This is a genomic window from Methylobacterium sp. E-041 (assembly GCF_022829665.1).
GTDB lineage: Bacteria > Pseudomonadota > Alphaproteobacteria > Rhizobiales > Beijerinckiaceae > Methylobacterium.
This window is the reverse complement of the sequence record NZ_JAKSYQ010000283.1, coordinates 1-16,504: the sequence shown is the minus strand read 5'-3', so window position 1 is coordinate 16,504 and position 16,504 is coordinate 1. Positions and strand designations below refer to the sequence as shown.

The window sequence follows — 16,504 nt, the reverse complement described above, 5'->3', positions numbered from 1 at the left end:
GACCGGATCTTCACCTCCTACGACGACATCCTCGATCGGTGTTGTGAGGCCTGGAAACGCTTCGTCGCCCAACCCTGGCTCATCATGTCCATCGGACTGCGCCAGTGGGCCTATCGGTTATGATCAATGCCGGTTGGTATCAGAACCTCGCCGACCTTCGCGCCAAGCTGACGTATCTGCTGCCGATCATGGCGCCTGACATGCTGGACCGATGGCACGTCGAGTACCTTACCGCGATCCGAGACGATGCGGACCGGCTGTGTCGCGAGGGTGAAATCTCGGTCGTCATGACGGAGGGCGATCAAGCGTCCGACAACGGTGTGGAGGTCTGACCGATGGGCGAGGTGCTCACATTCACCCCGCGCCCCAGCGTAGTTGTTCCTGCCGAGCCAGTGCCGATGACGGAGGCGGAAATCCGCACCCGTCTCGGCGAGGCTTTACAAACCGCCCTTGATGCCGCCGACCACATCATCGCGGTTCTGGATCGCATCGACGGCGATGTAGACCGCGAGGATGGCCGAGATGCAGAACCTGCCCTCACCACTCCCGAGAGCCACCACGGCAACCAGGTCGCGTGGCTGCGTCGGAACGACGAGGACCGTAAGGCCGAGGCGGCAGAGGTTGTTGTGCCGGATGTGGTCGCGCACACCCGGTTGTTATGCTCGCGGTTCTGCCCTGGCGCGGATCTGGCAACGTCGTGACCGCAGCCGGCGTGGCGCTGTTTGAGGTGGTGGCGGGGCTGTGAAGACGCCGATCCGAACTCCTGAAACATCCGAGATCACCGACGAGACCCCGCTACTTCTCGACGTTGCCGCGCGCCTCGCCTTTCCCGATGGTTCGGTCTCAGCGCTCACATTACGCAACGCGGCCAAGCGCGGCGATCTCGGGTACGAGCGGATTGGTCGCCGGATTTACACCACTCTCGCGGCGATCAGGGAGATGCGCGCGGCGTATCGGCAGAAGGCAAAGCCCCGGAATGCTAAGGCCTCGGCGCCGCAGATGATCGGCGACCAACAGCCTGAACCATCGCTGACAAAAGAGGATTTCGAGGCCGCACGGGCTTCCGTGCGACTCGACGCGGAAAGGCTCCTGGCTCAGTACAAGGCGAACTCACCAAGGGGTCGGCGCAAGGCTATCCGCTCGGGCTGAACACTCCGAACCGCGCTGCAAGTGATGACCCGGAAACAAGGGAAAACTGAACTCCTGCAACATCGAACCATGCTATTCGGTGTTTCAGGTATTCAGTGGTTCGGTGTTTGAGGAACAAATGAGGGGGGACGGCCCCGATGGGACCGCCCTTCGTCGTTCACTCCCCGCCTTCGGTCCCGCGCTCGCCGGTCCGGCGCTGCACGATAGGTGGCTGCTTGTGTTTCAGCAGGTGGTCGTTGAGGGCATCGACCATCAGCGCCTCAAGGCTGACCTCGCGATCGGCGGCGAGGTCGCGAAGCGCCTTCCAACCCTGCTTGTTGATCCGCGCCTGCACGGTCTTCACGTCGCCCGGTGCGCGGCGGGGGGTCGGAGACTTCGGGCTCGGTGCTCCCTTTGCGGTTTCGGCCGGCGCCTGAGCGGCCTCGGGCTCAGGAGCTGTGACGGCCTTCGGAACAGCCATGCTGGCGAGCGATCCTCTGCGGACGGGTGTCGTCATGGGTCGGCCCTCAATCCTTACGGGGAAATGCTTTGGCGAGCGCCGTCACGGCTGACCACATCGCGGAGACTTCGGCGGCAGCTCGGCCATCCGGCTCGTACTCATTCACGCTCTGCCCCGTGATGAGGGCATGTGAGAAGCTAGCGCGTTGGGACACCTGGCCGGGCAACACCGGGGCACCCATGCTGGTGAGCACGGCGCGCGCCTCGGCGACGATCGAGGTCTCGTTCTCGCGCGTGATCGGCGGGGCAGCGTTGATGATGCAGGCGATCGGCGCCTTGAGGCTTCGAGCCATGGCGAGAGTCGCACCAGCCGCCCTTAGATCAAACGGGCCTGGGCGGACCGGAACGACGGTCACACTGGCCCGAGACATGAGCGAGGCCATGAGCGGCGCATTGTGCGGAGCGCTATCGATGATGACCCATTCGACATCCTCGGCGAGTGCCGCGTCGAGAACGTCGCCGATGCTATCCGCGTCCGCCTCGACCAGAAGCGGGCTCGCGGTCTCGCGGCTCTGATACCAGCCGGACAGTGAGCCCTGCGGATCGGCGTCCACCAGAAGCGTCTTACCCTGACGATCGGCAAGCGACCCGAAGTGAGCGCAGAGCGTGCTTTTGCCGGCGCCACCCTTCTGCGTCGCGACGAGGATGACATGCATGGGCGCGGAGTCCGGCGGTTCAGGCGTTCGGGCACTCTGCGGTTCCGTGGTTAAGGGATCGCTGATGCGCTGAAGCTCCGAAACCACGGAAGCCCGTTCTCACGCAACCCGGAATGATCGAACCGATGAAGCAAAGCGTTCGTGTTTTCAGAGTTTCAGGAAACGCGGTTTTCAGGTTGCACAACATGCAAAATCGCTGTAGCTTTCGATAATAGTCATTCTCGAAAGTTTGGACGCCTTGGGCGAAGGCTGCCGCGAACGTCGTTCTGATAGGGGAATTCGATGCCTGACGAGACGCAGACCATTGAGGCCCGAGGCGCGGTTCGCTTCGTCCTGGCCGATGCGATGGATCGGCTCCAACAGGCCGTTGCACTCCCGGTGCGGAACGACGCGAAGGAGGCGACGCTGCGCAACCTGCTGACAGCCCTTTACGTGACCTATCCCGAAGTCCTCGCGACAACCCCGCCGAACGGTGCAGCCTCGCTGGATCGAGGGATGGCTAGCACTTGATGCCAGCAGAGAGGGCGCGGGGATGGCTCCTATCCACCTGATCGACGGCACGCGAGGCGAACGCCTGCCGGTGAAGCCGGTCTATGGCTCGCCCTGCAACGGGTGCGGCTGGTGCTGTGCAACGCAGGCTTGCGGCGTGGCGCTCGAACACATTCCCGACCATCCGACCGAGGGTACGTGCCAGGCGCTCGAACGTGCCGGCGGCCGGTTCGTCTGCGGAATGATCCGCCGGCCGGGTCACTACATGCGCTTGCCGCACGATTGGGCCGACGAGGTGATGGGCGGCATGATCGCGGAAGCGCTCGGGGCGGGAAGGGGCTGCGATGCTGAGATCTGACATGGCCGCAACCCAGGAACAGGAACGGAGCACAGTCGCGATGGACATGCCCACGCCGATCGAACAGCCCGCCGCCTCCGGCTTCGACTACAGCGCGTTGCCAGCAGAGATCGTCCCGCGCCAGCGGGAGCGAGCCGACCGCATCCGTGGCATGTATCGACAGACGGTCGAGACGGCCGGCGAGATCGGTCACGAACTACTGGCCGCGCAAGGCGAGATGGAACACGGCCAGTTCCTTTCGTGGGTCACGGGCGCGGTCGGCTTGAGCAAGTCCACGGCCTATCGGTGCATGGATATGGCGCGGAGCTTCGGCCCGAAACTTCCCACCGTGGGAAGTTTGCCGCTCGCCGTGGTCCATAAGCTTGCCGAAAAATCGACCCCTGAGCCGGTACGTGCTGCCGTCCTGCATCGGATCGAGGCTGGCGAGACGATGGTAGCTGCTACGATCCTGAGGGAGGTTCGTGAGGCGAGGGAGGCGGAGCAGGCAAGGGTCAAGGCCGAACGCGAGGCGGCTCGGCGCGCAGGCTTGTCCGACGAGCAGCGAGAGGCAGAGGATGCCCTTCGCGCCAAGGACGAGAGAGGCAAAGCCGCGCGTACGCGGAGAGATGAGAAGTTCCGAGCCGAGAGACGCGCAGAAGTTCGGCAACAGCGAGACCGAGCCCAGGCGTCGGCAGTCGCCCTCGTCAAGCGCTTCGGCGTTGACGACGCGGCAGCCTTTCTCAGCTTGCTAGGTGGCGCTGTGAACAGCGTCGCACAAGCGACCCTTGACCTTATCGATGTTGAGCGTGCTAGCAGTGTGGATCCTGTGCAGATCCGCGCTAATCTCATCGTTGAGGCAGGACGCCTTTATGATGATTTTGTTGGACCTGAAGCAATGGCAGAAGCCGAGTTGCTTGCGGAGGAGATTAAGCGTGATGGACTGCGCGAACCGCTGGTAGTTCGGAGAACAGATCGAGCAGGCAAATACCTTGGTGAGTACGATCTCGTAGACGGTGCGAAGCGCTTCCTCGCCGTCGTTCGCGTCATGAAACAGAGTAAGATTTCGGTTCGCATCGTGCCGGATAGGGAAGGCTGACGCTGCGATGGCGGAGCCTCCGGGCCTTTCGACCGAATTCTACCAAGGTGTCGCTTCCGCCGACAGGCTGCCTGCCGAGGCCGCAGCCATTGTCCGCACCTATCAGCAGGCAAGCAAAGCCGACGCAACGGTGCGGGCGTACACGTCAGACGCGCGGGTGTTTCAGGACTGGTGCGTTCGGTACGGTTTCCGGTCGTTGCCGGCCACACCCGAGGCGGTGGCGGGTTTCCTCGTCCACGAGGCGGAGGCCGGGCGGTCCACATCCACCATCGGCCGACGCTGCGCCGCAATCCGCTACGCGCACAAGCTCGCGGGCCAGCCGGACCCGACTGAGGATGAAGGCGTGCGGGCCGCAAGCAAGGGCATACGACGCCGGATCGGCACAGCTCCGGTCCAGAAGGCCGCAGCAACCGCCGACATCATGGCCGCGATCCTGATGCGGACGCCCGATACTCTCACAGGCAAGCGCGATCGGGCATTGCTGGCGCTCGGGTTCGCCGGGGCCTTCCGCCGGTCTGAACTGGTCGCCCTCGACGTGGCCGACCTCCGCGACGATGCAGAGGGCCTGCGCGTCATGGTCCGGCGGTCGAAGGTCGATCAGGAGGGGCAGGGGTTCGAGAAGGCAATCCCGCATGGCCGCTTCATCCGGCCGGTTGCCTTGGTGCGCGAATGGCTCGATGCGGCCGGGATTACAGAAGGGCCGCTGTTCCGGCCGGTTTCACGATCGGGGAACGTGCGGGGTCAATCCAAATCTGGATCGGCCAAGGGTGCCCAAGTTGGACACCCTTCTGATGTCGAATTTTCCGACAACGTGTCGGGAAACGGCAGGGAAGGTGGGTCATCGGAGACCCACCTTCCGCCCAAAGGTGAGGAATATTCCTCACCTCGGGAGCGCGGGGGCAAAGGTGCGGAAAATTCCGCACCCCGTTTGACTACCCAAGCCGTCGCCGACATCATCAAGCGGTACTGCACCGCCGCCGGGCTCGATGCATCGACCTTCGGGGCGCACTCGCTTCGCGCCGGCTACATCACGTCGGCGGCCGAGCGGGGTGCAGACCTCGCCCGGATCATGGATCAGAGCGGCCATCGCGATCCGCGCACGGTCGTCAGCTACATCCGCCGAGCGAACGCCTTCAAGGGACACTCGGGGAGCGGGTTTCTGTGATGCGGGATATGCCAGACCTGAGAGAGCTTTTTTGGCTCAATGATATTCAGTGGAGTGTCGTCTCGACATATCTCCCAGCCGACAAGCAGCCAAGATTGGATGACCGTCACACACTCTCAGGTATTATTTATGTATCTCTGAGCGGATGCCGATGGACAGATTGCCCAAAGCTTTATGGCTCACACAGCACGATCTATCAACGATTTCGCCGTTGGCGTCACAGGCCATTTTGGACGCTGATGCTCTTAGCTATGGCAAAAGAAGGTTGGCACGAGGAAGCTCGCGCCTTGGATCCTCTCGCAATAACTTTGGTTCGATCGACGCGGGGCCGCAAGCCAGATAGAGCATGGCGTCATGCGCGGATACGAAGCTTGGCTAATCGAACCAACGATAAGGCGCATAGCAACAATAAATAGATCCCGTCTGCTCCACATCACAGTCTGAAGCAGACGGGCGTCTGAACTTACCTCACCATTTATATGCGACGCTTGCGAGGACTCGGCGAGCGTCGCCGTAGAAGCATGAGAGGCCCGACTGACAGGAAGATACGAAGCGCCGGTCGGCGATGTTCGTAGCGTTGACCGCAAACCTCCACCTGTCCCAGTTGTAATGTACCTGAGCGTCAAACAACACGTATTCTGGCACGCGCAGCGTGTTGAGCGTGTCAGCGTAGGAACGACCGATATAGCGAACGCCACCGCCGAAGCCAAACCCTCGCAGGTCACCCGTGGGAATTGTGTAGTCGAGAAACAGAGAAGCGAAATCCTCGGGGATGCTGACAGGCACTTTGCCGATGGTGGATGGATCGGCGCTTTTTTCCACGGTCAATCCGTAGATCGTGTAGGCGGCGACGACATTTAGGCCTTCCGCGAGCGTCGCAGTGAACTGGGCTTCGAAGCCAGTCGAGCGGACCTGACCGATCTGAGACTGGAAGAAGGTGTTCGGGACGGGGGTCAGTACGTTGTCGCGATGAATATCAAAGCCTGCCAACGTCAGAAAGTAGCCGGCACCCGGCGGTTCGAACTTTACGCCGCCTTCGATCTGGTCGCCGGTCTCCGGCTTAAAGGCAATGTTATTAGCGTCCGAACCAATCTGCGGCTGGAACGAGGTTGAGTAGCTGATGTATGGCGCAAGGCCAAAATCGTAGTTGTATATAAACGCCGTACGATAGGTGAAGGCGTTGTCGCTGCGGCCGTTGCTGTTGGCGGGGGTGAGCCGATCCTGCACACGGTTGTCGGCGAAGTCCTGGCGCCCGCCAACGACGAGGGTAAGACGATCGGTCAGCTTAATTTGGTCCTGTGCGTAGAGACCGAGCTGAGTAAAGGAGTCCGCATTGACCAAATAGGGGGTCGGACTGGCGACGCGCATGCCGTAGACAGGGGCGGTGATACTGATATCCGGCCCCGGAAAGGTCGAAGCCTGATTGTCATGTAGCTGATAGTTCTTGTAGTCAACGCCAAGCAGCAGATCGTGCTTAAAGAAGCCGTCGAAGAAACGTGCCTCGGCTTGGTTGTCGACCTGGAACAGGCCAACCTTGGCGCTATCACGGAACTGATAGCGGGCAAGACGCGTCTCGGTGGCGGGGTCGCTATAGCCGAGCTGGCCGATATACGAGTTTTGAAAGCTTTCGAGGAAAGAGTACCGCAGATTTTGCCGAATAGTCCACGTCTCGTCGAAGGCGTGCTCGAATTCGTACCCCGCGTAAGCCTGATCGCGTGTGAAGGTGTTGAGGCCGATATCACCCACATTGAGTGCACGTGAGATGCGCAGGCCGCCGAGGTTCGGCCGTACAGTACCAGAATAGGGTAGGAAGTTCGACGTCACCGCCGTGTTGTCGTGCTGGTAGCTCGATAGGAAGGTGATCTTCGTCGCCCCATCCGGCTTATATGTAAAAGCAGGCGCTATATAGACACGGTCATCCGGCGCGCCGTCGACCTGCGTCCCGCCAGTATGACCAATACCGGTCAGGCGGTAGAACCAATGCCCGGAGCCGTCGGCTGGCCCACCGATGTCGAAGGCGCCGTAGACCTGTCCGAAGGAGCCACCGCCGACCTCGACATAGCCGAACGGATCAAGCGTCGGACGCTTGGTGACCTGGTTGATAAGACCGCCGGGTGTACCTGCACCAAATAGCACTGCGGCCGGCCCACGCAGGATCTCGATGCGCTCCAGTCCAAAAGTATCAACTTTGAAGTAGCCGAAGCCAAAATTGAGCAGCTGTAAGCCATCCCGGTAGAGGCCGTAATCGCTCGCTACGAAGCCGCGCAAAGTGAAGTAGTCGATGCGGGAGTCTGCACCAAAAGTACCTGAGTATAGACCGGGAACGTACTGCGTTGCCTGGGTCAGGGTCTGGGCCTTCTGAGCATCAATCTGCTCGCGACCGACAACAGTGATAGACTGGGGCGTCTCGATTAGCGGTGTGTTGGTCTTGGTGGCGGTAGCCGAGCGGGTTGCAACGTAGCCATCCACCGGACCAGTCGGACTCTCGATCCGGCGCACGGCAGCAGCAGCGGAGGGTGCGACCGATGCGGCAGGCCCACCCTGGCCTTCGACGGTCAGCGTCTCAAGCTGCACGCTTGCCTCGGCCGGAGGATTGGTGATGCCTCGGCGCGGCGACGTAGCTTCCTGGCCGAACGCACTCACGCTCAAGGTTGCAAGCGAGACGCCGGCCAAAGCGATACGAGCGACTACGTTGCGCTGCTTCCAGCAAGTGATTGGCAGATGGTCACACATGTTGCCGCCCCAAAACATACGCCAGCGCCGGCCCACCAATCAGTGGGTCGTAGTTTATAACGATACTAAACTGCTGATTTAACTAGCGTTTCTGGTTTCTGGCTACGGCTAAGCCCAGCGAGAGACAAGGGGGGCTTGAACGACCAGGGGAATGTGTGACGGTTCTGCAACGCATACTTGGCACTCCATGCTAAGACGCACCCAGAGTAAATCTGAGACAAGACGGAGCGGAGATGCAGTGTTATAGACAAATCAACGGCGCCGATAGTTTGGTATCATTCTAAACAATATGGGATGCATTTGGGTAGATGATACTTCGCCCAGCTTCCGGTGCGCTACCAGTCACGAACGGAATGCGAATGCGTCTGCCCGCGAACCGTCCGTTCCCGCCGTCGATGGCAAAGCGAGCGACCGGACATGGGTCCCTGTGCCCTCACTCTCCATCGTAGGTGGCAGTTGTCGATGCATCCGGTTCGATCACTGGGCTGGGCACGACCGCTTGTCCCGTTCTTCTGCCTCTACATTACCTTTGGCACGACGCTCGGTTTCCTGTCTGGAGGAGCGCCGCTGATCCTGCGGGCGCGCGGAATTGAACTGGCTGAGATCGGGCTATTGCAACTGATTAACCTGCCAGTCGGCCTCACCTTCCTTTGGGCATTCGCCGTCGACAAAATCCGACTTCCGCACCTCCCACGCCGCATCGGTTGGATCACCCTGATGCAAAGCGCCACCATCGCCCTGCTTGCGGTATTAAGCTTGGGGGAAGCGTGGTCCCTGCCGACGCTCCTTGTCCTGGCTGTGGCGACCTGCTTCTGCGTGGCGACCATGGACGTCGCTCTGGAAGCGCTCGTGGTCGAGACCGTGCCGGACGACCGGCGCCCCTACGTGGCCTCGGCCAAGCTCTGCGGCGCTTCGCTCGGCGGCGCCGCCGGCGTCGGCCTGCTGATCGGATATTACGAGGCCATCGGCTGGCAGAACGCGGTCCTCGCAGTCGTTGGCCTCAACACCCTCTTCCTGATACCGATGCTGCGCTACCCCGAGGTGCGACTCCGGCGGCTGGACGCCGTGGCGCGGCACGAGACCGGGTCCCTCGGCCGCCTCCGGGTCCTGGCGCCGCAGGTGTTGGTGCTGGGCCTGTATTTCGCGGCGATGTTCGCGGTGTCGGGCGTTAACAACCTCGTGCTGCTCGATCTCGGCGTGCCGCTCTCCGAGGTGGGGTTCGTGACCGGCAGCGTCGCGCCGATCATCAACTTCGTCATGGCGGCGTTCTCGGGCGCCCTGGTCCGGCGGGTCGGGACGATCCGCCTGATCACGATCTCGGCGGTCGGTGTGGTCGCCTGCGGCGGCGCGATGCTGGCGGCGAGCGCCGCGGGCTCATCCAGCCTCGCCATCGCGGCAACGATCTTCGGCTTCGTCTGCGGCGGTGGCCTTGGCGTGCCGGTGTTCAACACGATCTATCGCTGGGCACAGGGGCCGCGCCCCGCGACCGACTACGCGCTGCTGTTCGGGGCCGCATTCTTTGCCGCGATGCCGCTGCGCGTGGCGGCTCCGGCACTGGCCGGCCTCGTCGGCTGGGCGACCTATTTCGCCCTCGCGATCCCGTTCTACGCTGTCGCGGTCCTGTGCCTGCGGGCGGCGATCGGCCGGACCCTGGACGCCGATCGCGCCGGGGGGCTCGCATGATCGAGGCGGTGATCGCGCAGGTGCCGGCCTCGCTCGCGGCCTTCGGCGGCCGGATCGCAGCGGGGGTGGACCGCCCCGGCACCCAGTCGCTCTCAACCCTGCGCTCCCGGGCGGCCTTCGACGCCGTGATCGACGGGTTCGGCAGACCGTTCGGACCGGCGGACCGGCGCGCGGTGGTCTCGCTCTGGACCCAGTCCTATCTCGCCGCCCTGATCATCCCGTACTTCACCGCCCTGAGCCGCCTCGGGCAGGCGCTCCCGATCGCCTTCGATCGGACCGGGTTCGAATGCGATGAGGCCGGAACCATCTCGCGCTTCCTGCTCTCCGATGCCGAGCCTCCGCTGGCGGGGTCCGAAGCCGCGCTAGCGCCACTCGTTGATGAGCACCTGCGGCCGTTCTTCGACCTCTGCCATGCCCATTCGGGCGTGTCGCGCCGCGTGCTCTGGACCAATGCGGGCGTTGCCGCCGACGTCACCTTGCGCGCGCTGAACCTCGATGCGGGGCTCGCCGCGCCGATCGCGGCCCAGGCGGAGGCATGCCTCAGCCGTTGCGATGCGGACGCTTTCGGCCGCTGCCCGTTGGCGCAGGCCTTCGCCGCAGGGGAGCGCCGCCGCCGCGTGTGCTGTATGCGCTACCGGCTGCCCGGCATCGCCTCCTGCGGCGCCGCGTGCCCGGTCGATCACCCGAAAGCCCCATGCTGAAGGCCTTTCTTGCCTATTACCGCCCGCACCGGACCCTGTTCCTGATCGACTTCGGCTGCGCCGTCCTCTCGGGCCTGCTGGAGCTTGGCTTCCCGATGGCGGTCAAAGGCTTCGTCGACGAGCTGCTGCCGCGCCAGGACTGGACGCTGATCCTCGTCGCTGCGGCGGCGCTGGCGGCGATCTACGTCGCCAATGCCGGCCTGATGGTCGTGGTGACCTACTGGGGCCACGTGCTCGGCATCAACATCGAGACCGAGATGCGGGCGCGCGCCTTCGACCATCTCCAGAAGCTCTCGTTTCGCTTCTACGACAACCAGAAGACCGGACACCTCGTCGCCCGGGTAACCAAGGATCTGGAGGAGATCGGCGAGGTCGCCCATCACGGGCCGGAGGACCTGTTCATCGCGGTCATGACGCTGGTCGGCGCCTTCGCCCTGATGATCCTCGTGCATCCGCCGCTCGCCCTGCTCACCGCGGGCATCGTGCCGGTGATCGCCTTCGTCAGCCTGCGCTACGGCGGACGCATGACCCGGAACTGGCAGGCGCAGTACGGCCGGGTCGGCGCCTTCAATGCGCGCATTGAGGAGAACGTGGGCGGGATCCGCGTCGTGAAGGCCTTCGCCAACGAGCCGCACGAGAAGCGCCTGTTCGCGAGCGACAACCGGAAGTACCGCGAAACCAAGCTCGAAGCCTACCGGATCATGGCCACCAGCCTGTCGATCAACTACCTCGGCATGCGGCTGGTGCAGATCGTGGTGCTGCTCGGCGGCGCCGCCTTCGTAGTGCGGGGCGAACTCTCCGCCGGCGGGTTCGTCGGCTTCCTGCTGCTCGTCGGGGTGTTCTACCGGCCGCTGGAGAAGATCGGAGCGGTTGTGGAGACCTACCCGAAGGGCATCGCCGGCTTCCGCCGCTATTCCGAACTGATGGCCACGGCGCCAGACATCGTAGACCGGCCGGGTGCAGTCGCGGTCGCAGCCCTGCGCGGCGACATTCGCTTCGATGACGTGTGCTTTGGCTACACGGCGGACCGCCCGGTCCTGTCGGGCCTCCACCTTGCGATCGACGCTGGCGAGACCGTGGCCTTCGTTGGCCCATCGGGGGCCGGCAAGACCACCCTCTGCTCGCTCGTCCCGCGCTTCTACGAGGTTGAGGCTGGTCGCATCACAATCGACGCCACCGACATCCGCGACATGACGCTGGCTTCATTGCGACGGCAGATCGGCATCGTGCAGCAGGACGTATTCCTGTTCGCCGGCACGATCCGCGAGAACATCGCCTACGGCCGCCTCGACGCAGACGAGCCCGCGATCGTCGAGGCCGCGCGCAGGGCGAAGCTGGACGCGCTGATCGCCGGCCTTCCCTTGGGCCTCGACACGGTGGTCGGCGAACGTGGGGTGAAACTGTCGGGCGGCCAAAAGCAGCGTCTGGCGATCGCCCGCGTTTTCCTCAAAAACCCGCCGATCCTTATTTTGGACGAGGCCACCTCGGCGCTCGACAGCGAGACCGAACGGGCGATCCAGGACTCCCTGACCGAGCTGGCTCAGGGTCGAACGACGCTCGTCATCGCCCACCGCCTTGCTACGATCCGCAACGCCGACCGCATCGTAGTGGTGAGCCCGGACGGCATCGTCGAGCAGGGGCGTCACGACGCGCTGCTTGCTGCCGGCGGTACTTATCAGCGCCTCTACGAGGCACAGTTCGCCCATCGCTCTGATGATCAAGGCGGCTCAGTCGCTGCTGAGTGATATACAGGCGCATGCAGCTGGGGGGATCGTGCTCCCAACCTTCTCGGGACGGTCCGTGACACAACTCCGACAGTCCACGTACGGCGCCGCCCACTTGTCCGCGGTCGGTTCTATGCCGGTGACGCAGAGCACGCGATCAAAGCCATGGCGCCGAAGCACCCCTAAGCATGGCGTCGTAGTCCGCGGCGATCTCTTTTAGCGTCCGGGTCGCGTAGTAGGCCGCCTGCTGCGGGGTACGCTCGCACGGCTCCCCCAGAAGGGCTTCATACCGGAGCCGAGCGGCCTCGATCTCATCAGGCGTGTAGTGCCTGGGCATGGTCTCTCGGGTAGCTTCCAGGGCGGCCAGGCGCTTGCTGAAGATGGTCGGCGTCACAGGCTCACCCATTCAGTCGCGAGGATGATCGCCGGCTCTGCGTCTACGAGGTAGGGGTACGCCTGGAACGCCTCGGGCATGTCCGCGATCAAGGATCGGATCGCCACCTCGTTGCGGTCCATCCCAGTCGCCGGCCCGCCGTTCCGCTGGCTCAGGAGCAGCGTGACCGCCTCGCGGTGCCGGGAGTTCCACTCGATAAAGGCTGCCCCCTCGGCCTGCATCGCAGCCCGCATCTCTTTGACATGCTCGTAACCGAGCGCCCGCGCCACGCCCTCAGCTATGGACTGCTTGGCCCCGAGGCCGCCAGCGTGGACAGCCAGGAGCAGCAGCAACAGTCGGATGCCAGGGTTCAATGGGTTGGCCATGGCAGGAGGCGGAACAGCTTGCCCTTCGAGCCGGGTCAGCCGCGTCATCAGGTTCGAGGTCATTAGTGCGTCTCCACGGGCTCGGCCGGAACGCCATAGGCGGTGAGGGCGCGGGCGAGGGTGCCGCTATCGTCTGCCGCGGGCCAGTCAGGGTTCTGCGCCTTCGCTCCGGCCCACTCATTCAGCGCCGCGATCATCATCTCGGAACTGCAGCTGTGCGGATCAGGGCAGGCGGCAGCGCCGTACCGTTGGCACAGGGCGGCGTCCGCCCGTTCGATCCGCTGGCCCCACTCATCAGGGCTCGTTTCGGCCTGGGCCTCCATGTCGTCGTGATCGGCATACCCGAGCGCCCGAGCGAAGCCGTCGCTGTAGGAGTCCTCCAGATGCGGCGAGGCCGAGGACTGCGGCCGAGGATAGCCGCCGAGCGCAATGGCGACGGCCCGGAGCCAGACCTGGGTCAACTTACGGGATGCCGGTCCCTGGCCGCCGCGCCCCGCCTGTCCGGCTTCCAGGCGGTTCAGACGCTCGATCAGCTTCGGGGTCATTGCACGTTCCTCGGCCGGTCCAACTGGAAGGTGAAGGCAGCGCAGGTCTTCGGCCACTGGCCGGCTGCCCCGGCCTGTGCACGCGCCTCCTCCGTCAGGATGGCGGGAGACAGATCCCGCGGCGGCTCGCCCTCGGCCATGCGGTAGGCCCCAACGTTCATCACGAAGGCGTCGTCGCCGTCGTGGATGGCGTGGCCGCGGGCTTTCAGGAAGGCAACGATGTCGCTGACCGGCGTCCCAGGCGGAGCTTCGACCTGAAAGACGAGGTGCTTGCCGGCCGAAGAGGGTGCAGACTCGGCTTCCAGGCGGGTCAACCTGTCGATCGCACGCGGTGTCATCGCTTTCCTCCAGATGCCTGTTCCAGGGCTGCGAGGCGTTCCGCGAACTCGTGCGCCTCAATGGCCTTCACGTGAGCGTCGATCGCCTTGCCGACATCGGCCGCCTCGGATGGCGTGAGATCGCCCGAGGACACCGCGTGGAGCAGCGCGCTCGTAGCCTTGGGGATGTCGGCGGTGCTCTCGATCGCGGGTAGCTCGAACGTGACGGGGCGATCCTTCCGCGCCGGCATCAGTCGATCCATGCAGAGGCGCAGCGCCGGCCCGTCGCCGTCCAACGCCATCTCGATCGCCTTCCGGGTCAGAGCCTCGCCTTCGCCCTCCAGAATGGCTTCCATCGCCAGGGACGTGCGGTTGCGCGAGCCCTTGGGCCGCCCGTTCGGGTTGCCGCTCTGCCCCTTACCGAACTGCGTTATGTTCTCCGCCATGTCCTTCGATCCACGCTAAAACTGATGCCCGCGGCCACTGTCATGCGCCTGATAGTACAGGAGAAATACAGGCGCGGGGCTATCCCTGACGGACCTCCGCCGTGCGGTCGCGCAACGGCAGATTGATCGTCTGACCATTCTCGGCGTCGGTGACGACCCGGATGATGTTGAAGTCCTCGTCCCGCACCGCGTGCCCGCTCGAACGCAGGAACGCGACGGCATCCTCAGGCGGCAATCCGGCAGGTCCCTCGATCAGGAACCGGTGGGTCTGACGAGGGATGGCCGGCGGCGCGGTTGCCACCTCCAGCTTGGCGAGGCGCTTGTGCAGGTCGTTCATCACGGTTCCTCGTGGGTTGGATCGGGCTTCGAAGTGAGGGCCAGCGAGCCAGCAGCCTCGGCGAAGGCGTAGAGAGCGGCGACCGCAGCCTGCTTGCGCACATCCGTTGCGCCAGGTGCGGTCTCCATGGCGATGGCCGTCGTTCGAGCGGCGTGGATGGCGGCGCGTAGGCCGGCGTTGTAGGCGGCGCGTTCGCGCGGGGTCATGCCTGTGCCCCCGATACCGTTTCAGCTTGGCCATGCCGCCTTGCTGGATACAGTGCGCGTGCCGACGAGCGGGCGGCGGTTCGGGACAGAAACTTCATGGCGCAGACATTGGAAACGGCTGAGCTACCTCCGTTGCTCGCAACCGTCATGCGCCCTTGGATTTCAGCCATCGAAACCGGTACGCTGGGGATGCGTGAGGTGGTGGCTTCGGCAGCAGCGAGCACGGCAGCGAGCCTGAAGCGGCGCGTCGTCGTCCGGCCGGCACTCGACATGGCAATCGCAGCAGCAGTGGTAGCGTCAGTCGCGTTCGCGGAGGCACTCGACAAGCGGGATGCAAAAGTCGCCGAACCGCGTGCAGCAGCCCTCGCGACACTGATGGTGGTGATCGAGAAGCTACGGGCGGCCGAGCCGAGTGAGGACACGCGGGCCCTCGGACTTGGATGGTAGGCAAAGGTGTCGAACATCATCGCATCACCTTCGCCGCGATGAAGCACGCAGATCCAGCCAAGGCGTACAGGATGGCGCTCCGGGCGAGCTGGTAAGGGGCACTGGCCTCATCGAACTGGCGCGAGTAAGCGAACTGCGCCTTCACCGCCGCGACGGTCATGAGCATAAGGCCGACGCTCATTGAGGCCATTCCAGAAGTCCAGCCCATGCCTTTGTAAGGGCAGCCTCGCGTCCAGCCTGATCCGGAGCGGCCTCGACGACCTGTCGCAGCACAGCCTCCATCGCGTCGTGTCCGCCGATCGTTGCGGCTTCCTGCCCTTGGCGACGAACGGCAGAGTGGTACGCCTTCACGGCGGGGCCGACCTTTGGTCCACTCTCCATCGCCCTCAGGATGGCGATGAGGGCAGCAACGACGGGCGCGGTCTCCCGCCAAATTGGAGGTGTGAGTTGCGCCGGTTCTACCGGTGAGGTCGTGGGCGAGGCTACCAAGTGCCCAGGGGTGCTGGGGCGGATCACGGTACTGATCTCATCGGGTTGGTTGTATAGGGCGGATAGGGGCGAGACCATCAGCCGGTTCTCCGTAAGGGCATGACGCGCTTGTCGGTGTCCTCGTGGACGATCCCAATCTCGGCAAGGAGGTGAGGCGGGACCTTCGTCCGCCAGTCATCAGGCGGCTCGGTCAGCTGCTGCCAGGGCCAGTGACCGCCGCGGCTCTGCCAAACGCTTAGACGGCTGCGCCACTCGCTCTCCGGCACCTTGGCGAGCCGGGTTTCGGCATCAGTCTGCACACCCCCCGCTTGGGGCTCCGAACCCTTGGTGAAGCGCTCGAACCGACCTTGGTTGAGCCACGTGGTGGCCTGAGCAACGAACTCGCTTCCGACCTTGCCCTTCGTCTGCATTTCGGAGGCATAGGCTCGAACGGCACGGAGGATGGCCGCTGGCTCAGCGCCATCACGGACCGCCTTGGCGTAGGCCCGGACAGCCGTCTTCCGGGGGTTGTCGCCATCCCGCTTCGGGTAGGCCTGCCAGAACTCGGCGAAGCCCTCCGGGTCCGTCCCCGTGGGGACTTTAGGGGTATAATACCAATCGACGCTGAGGGTGACTCACGGGGTTTCGTTGCGTGGGCGGATCTGATTCGATGAGGCGAACCGGGAGGGTTTGCCATGTCGGCTGCGGTGGCGTTGCGGCAGGATTTCACGGCCGATGATCTGCGGAG

At 64.0% G+C, this 16,504-nt stretch carries 23 protein-coding genes; 12 read left to right on the top strand and 11 right to left on the bottom strand.

Features of this window, described 5'->3' with window-relative positions; all coding sequences use genetic code 11:
* The first annotated feature begins 119 nt into the window (after positions 1–119).
* The 3 genes from MKK70_RS24930 to MKK70_RS24920 are packed head-to-tail and all read left to right on the top strand — an operon-like array spanning position 120 to position 1,149.
* Positions 120–332 carry a hypothetical protein gene (locus MKK70_RS24930; protein ID WP_243950579.1) on the top strand — a complete coding sequence of 71 codons (213 nt, stop codon included), beginning with the start codon at positions 120–122 and terminating at the stop codon, positions 330–332.
* Between the two features lie 3 nt (positions 333–335).
* Positions 336–701 carry a hypothetical protein gene (locus MKK70_RS24925; RefSeq protein WP_243950577.1) on the top strand — a complete coding sequence of 122 codons (366 nt, stop codon included), beginning with the start codon at positions 336–338 and terminating at the stop codon, positions 699–701.
* 40 nt (positions 702–741) lie between these two features.
* Complete coding sequence (locus MKK70_RS24920) at positions 742–1,149, top strand: hypothetical protein (RefSeq protein ID WP_243950575.1); 408 nt, start codon at positions 742–744, stop codon at positions 1,147–1,149.
* Positions 1,150–1,306: 157 nt separating this feature from the next.
* Here MKK70_RS24920 and MKK70_RS24915 read toward each other — a convergent pair whose 3' ends face one another.
* Together MKK70_RS24915 and MKK70_RS24910 are read right to left on the bottom strand one after the other, a co-directional pair.
* The gene (locus MKK70_RS24915; RefSeq protein ID WP_243950573.1) at positions 1,307–1,492 is read right to left on the bottom strand and encodes a ribbon-helix-helix domain-containing protein; all 186 of its coding nucleotides are present in this window, start codon (positions 1,490–1,492) and stop codon (positions 1,307–1,309) included.
* 163 nt (positions 1,493–1,655) lie between these two features.
* Positions 1,656–2,303, bottom strand: coding sequence for an AAA family ATPase (locus tag MKK70_RS24910; protein ID WP_243932044.1), 648 nt, complete (start codon positions 2,301–2,303; stop codon positions 1,656–1,658).
* Positions 2,304–2,585: 282 nt separating this feature from the next.
* Here MKK70_RS24910 and MKK70_RS24905 point away from each other — a divergent pair, with 282 nt between their 5' ends.
* Genes MKK70_RS24905 through MKK70_RS31170 form a run of 5 tightly spaced genes read left to right on the top strand, consistent with a single transcriptional unit; the run spans position 2,586 to position 5,806 of the window.
* On the top strand, positions 2,586–2,813 hold the full coding sequence (locus tag MKK70_RS24905) for a hypothetical protein (RefSeq protein WP_243950571.1): 228 nt from the start codon (positions 2,586–2,588) through the stop codon (positions 2,811–2,813).
* 22 nt (positions 2,814–2,835) lie between these two features.
* Positions 2,836–3,150: a hypothetical protein gene (locus MKK70_RS24900; protein WP_243950569.1), complete on the top strand. Its 315-nt coding sequence runs from the start codon at positions 2,836–2,838 to the stop codon at positions 3,148–3,150.
* Between the two features lies 1 nt (position 3,151).
* Entirely contained in the window at positions 3,152–4,225 is a 1,074-nt protein-coding gene (locus MKK70_RS24895) for a DUF3102 domain-containing protein (protein ID WP_243950567.1), read from the top strand.
* A gap of 7 nt (positions 4,226–4,232) precedes the next feature.
* Positions 4,233–5,390 carry a site-specific integrase gene (locus MKK70_RS24890; protein WP_243950565.1) on the top strand — a complete coding sequence of 386 codons (1,158 nt, stop codon included), beginning with the start codon at positions 4,233–4,235 and terminating at the stop codon, positions 5,388–5,390.
* Complete coding sequence (locus MKK70_RS31170) at positions 5,390–5,806, top strand: transposase (protein WP_409568324.1); 417 nt, start codon at positions 5,390–5,392, stop codon at positions 5,804–5,806. Before MKK70_RS24890 ends, MKK70_RS31170 begins: the two co-directional genes overlap by 1 nt.
* Before the next feature lie 52 nt (positions 5,807–5,858).
* Here MKK70_RS31170 and MKK70_RS24885 read toward each other — a convergent pair whose 3' ends face one another.
* Positions 5,859–8,123 (bottom strand): TonB-dependent siderophore receptor, encoded by a 2,265-nt coding sequence (locus MKK70_RS24885; RefSeq protein WP_243950563.1) that lies wholly within the window; start codon positions 8,121–8,123, stop codon positions 5,859–5,861.
* Positions 8,124–8,585: 462 nt separating this feature from the next.
* On the opposite strand from MKK70_RS24885, the gene MKK70_RS24880 reads away from it, so the two are divergent.
* The 3 genes from MKK70_RS24880 to MKK70_RS24870 are packed head-to-tail and all read left to right on the top strand — an operon-like array spanning position 8,586 to position 12,252.
* Entirely contained in the window at positions 8,586–9,806 is a 1,221-nt protein-coding gene (locus tag MKK70_RS24880; protein ID WP_243950561.1) for an MFS transporter, read from the top strand.
* Entirely contained in the window at positions 9,803–10,507 is a 705-nt protein-coding gene (fhuF, locus tag MKK70_RS24875) for a siderophore-iron reductase FhuF (RefSeq protein WP_243950559.1), read from the top strand. Before MKK70_RS24880 ends, fhuF begins: the two co-directional genes overlap by 4 nt.
* A complete protein-coding gene (locus MKK70_RS24870; protein WP_243950557.1) occupies positions 10,501–12,252 on the top strand; it encodes an ABC transporter ATP-binding protein in 1,752 nt (583 codons plus the stop codon). The genes fhuF and MKK70_RS24870 overlap by 7 nt, the downstream gene beginning before the upstream one ends.
* Before the next feature lie 369 nt (positions 12,253–12,621).
* Here the strand turns inward: MKK70_RS24870 and MKK70_RS24865 are convergent, their stop codons facing one another.
* From MKK70_RS24865 to MKK70_RS24840, 6 genes are all read right to left on the bottom strand, one after another.
* Positions 12,622–13,053 carry a hypothetical protein gene (locus MKK70_RS24865; RefSeq protein WP_243950556.1) on the bottom strand — a complete coding sequence of 144 codons (432 nt, stop codon included), beginning with the start codon at positions 13,051–13,053 and terminating at the stop codon, positions 12,622–12,624.
* Positions 13,053–13,535: a hypothetical protein gene (locus tag MKK70_RS24860; protein ID WP_243950554.1), complete on the bottom strand. Its 483-nt coding sequence runs from the start codon at positions 13,533–13,535 to the stop codon at positions 13,053–13,055. The genes MKK70_RS24865 and MKK70_RS24860 overlap by 1 nt, the downstream gene beginning before the upstream one ends.
* On the bottom strand, positions 13,532–13,873 hold the full coding sequence (locus tag MKK70_RS24855) for a hypothetical protein (protein WP_243950552.1): 342 nt from the start codon (positions 13,871–13,873) through the stop codon (positions 13,532–13,534). The genes MKK70_RS24860 and MKK70_RS24855 overlap by 4 nt, the downstream gene beginning before the upstream one ends.
* Entirely contained in the window at positions 13,870–14,298 is a 429-nt protein-coding gene (locus tag MKK70_RS24850; RefSeq protein ID WP_243950550.1) for a DUF5681 domain-containing protein, read from the bottom strand. The genes MKK70_RS24855 and MKK70_RS24850 overlap by 4 nt, the downstream gene beginning before the upstream one ends.
* Positions 14,299–14,377: 79 nt before the next feature.
* Positions 14,378–14,635 (bottom strand): hypothetical protein, encoded by a 258-nt coding sequence (locus MKK70_RS24845; protein WP_243950548.1) that lies wholly within the window; start codon positions 14,633–14,635, stop codon positions 14,378–14,380.
* Positions 14,635–14,841, bottom strand: a complete 207-nt coding sequence (locus MKK70_RS24840) for a hypothetical protein (protein ID WP_243950546.1) — start codon at positions 14,839–14,841, stop codon at positions 14,635–14,637. The genes MKK70_RS24845 and MKK70_RS24840 overlap by 1 nt, the downstream gene beginning before the upstream one ends.
* Positions 14,842–14,937: 96 nt before the next feature.
* Between MKK70_RS24840 and MKK70_RS24835 the strand changes: the two genes are divergently transcribed.
* Complete coding sequence (locus MKK70_RS24835; protein ID WP_243950544.1) at positions 14,938–15,288, top strand: hypothetical protein; 351 nt, start codon at positions 14,938–14,940, stop codon at positions 15,286–15,288.
* Positions 15,289–15,304: 16 nt separating this feature from the next.
* Here MKK70_RS24835 and MKK70_RS24830 read toward each other — a convergent pair whose 3' ends face one another.
* Both MKK70_RS24830 and MKK70_RS24825 read right to left on the bottom strand, forming a co-directional pair.
* Complete coding sequence (locus MKK70_RS24830) at positions 15,305–15,469, bottom strand: hypothetical protein (RefSeq protein ID WP_243950542.1); 165 nt, start codon at positions 15,467–15,469, stop codon at positions 15,305–15,307.
* 385 nt (positions 15,470–15,854) lie between these two features.
* On the bottom strand, positions 15,855–16,187 hold the full coding sequence (locus MKK70_RS24825) for a hypothetical protein (RefSeq protein ID WP_243950540.1): 333 nt from the start codon (positions 16,185–16,187) through the stop codon (positions 15,855–15,857).
* Positions 16,188–16,504: the final 317 nt, after the last annotated feature.

What these genes read in the sequence shown, in the direction of transcription:
- MKK70_RS24930 (WP_243950579.1), top strand. Translation starts at nt 120, where the DNA reads ATGATCAATGCCGGTTGGTATCAGAACCTCGCCGACCTTCGCGCCAAG.
- MKK70_RS24925 (WP_243950577.1), top strand. Translation starts at nt 336, where the DNA reads ATGGGCGAGGTGCTCACATTCACCCCGCGCCCCAGCGTAGTTGTTCCT.
- MKK70_RS24910 (WP_243932044.1), bottom strand. Translation starts at nt 2,303, where the DNA reads ATGCATGTCATCCTCGTCGCGACGCAGAAGGGTGGCGCCGGCAAAAGC.
- MKK70_RS24905 (WP_243950571.1), top strand. Translation starts at nt 2,586, where the DNA reads ATGCCTGACGAGACGCAGACCATTGAGGCCCGAGGCGCGGTTCGCTTC.
- MKK70_RS24900 (WP_243950569.1), top strand. Translation starts at nt 2,836, where the DNA reads ATGGCTCCTATCCACCTGATCGACGGCACGCGAGGCGAACGCCTGCCG.
- MKK70_RS24895 (WP_243950567.1), top strand. Translation starts at nt 3,152, where the DNA reads ATGGCCGCAACCCAGGAACAGGAACGGAGCACAGTCGCGATGGACATG.
- MKK70_RS24890 (WP_243950565.1), top strand. Translation starts at nt 4,233, where the DNA reads ATGGCGGAGCCTCCGGGCCTTTCGACCGAATTCTACCAAGGTGTCGCT.
- MKK70_RS31170 (WP_409568324.1), top strand. Translation starts at nt 5,390, where the DNA reads ATGCGGGATATGCCAGACCTGAGAGAGCTTTTTTGGCTCAATGATATT.
- MKK70_RS24885 (WP_243950563.1), bottom strand. Translation starts at nt 8,123, where the DNA reads ATGTGTGACCATCTGCCAATCACTTGCTGGAAGCAGCGCAACGTAGTC.
- MKK70_RS24880 (WP_243950561.1), top strand. Translation starts at nt 8,586, where the DNA reads ATGCATCCGGTTCGATCACTGGGCTGGGCACGACCGCTTGTCCCGTTC.
- fhuF (WP_243950559.1), top strand. Translation starts at nt 9,803, where the DNA reads ATGATCGAGGCGGTGATCGCGCAGGTGCCGGCCTCGCTCGCGGCCTTC.
- MKK70_RS24870 (WP_243950557.1), top strand. Translation starts at nt 10,501, where the DNA reads ATGCTGAAGGCCTTTCTTGCCTATTACCGCCCGCACCGGACCCTGTTC.
- MKK70_RS24865 (WP_243950556.1), bottom strand. Translation starts at nt 13,053, where the DNA reads ATGACCTCGAACCTGATGACGCGGCTGACCCGGCTCGAAGGGCAAGCT.
- MKK70_RS24860 (WP_243950554.1), bottom strand. Translation starts at nt 13,535, where the DNA reads ATGACCCCGAAGCTGATCGAGCGTCTGAACCGCCTGGAAGCCGGACAG.
- MKK70_RS24855 (WP_243950552.1), bottom strand. Translation starts at nt 13,873, where the DNA reads ATGACACCGCGTGCGATCGACAGGTTGACCCGCCTGGAAGCCGAGTCT.
- MKK70_RS24850 (WP_243950550.1), bottom strand. Translation starts at nt 14,298, where the DNA reads ATGGCGGAGAACATAACGCAGTTCGGTAAGGGGCAGAGCGGCAACCCG.
- MKK70_RS24845 (WP_243950548.1), bottom strand. Translation starts at nt 14,635, where the DNA reads ATGAACGACCTGCACAAGCGCCTCGCCAAGCTGGAGGTGGCAACCGCG.
- MKK70_RS24840 (WP_243950546.1), bottom strand. Translation starts at nt 14,841, where the DNA reads ATGACCCCGCGCGAACGCGCCGCCTACAACGCCGGCCTACGCGCCGCC.
- MKK70_RS24835 (WP_243950544.1), top strand. Translation starts at nt 14,938, where the DNA reads ATGGCGCAGACATTGGAAACGGCTGAGCTACCTCCGTTGCTCGCAACC.
- MKK70_RS24830 (WP_243950542.1), bottom strand. Translation starts at nt 15,469, where the DNA reads ATGAGCGTCGGCCTTATGCTCATGACCGTCGCGGCGGTGAAGGCGCAG.
- MKK70_RS24825 (WP_243950540.1), bottom strand. Translation starts at nt 16,187, where the DNA reads ATGCAGACGAAGGGCAAGGTCGGAAGCGAGTTCGTTGCTCAGGCCACC.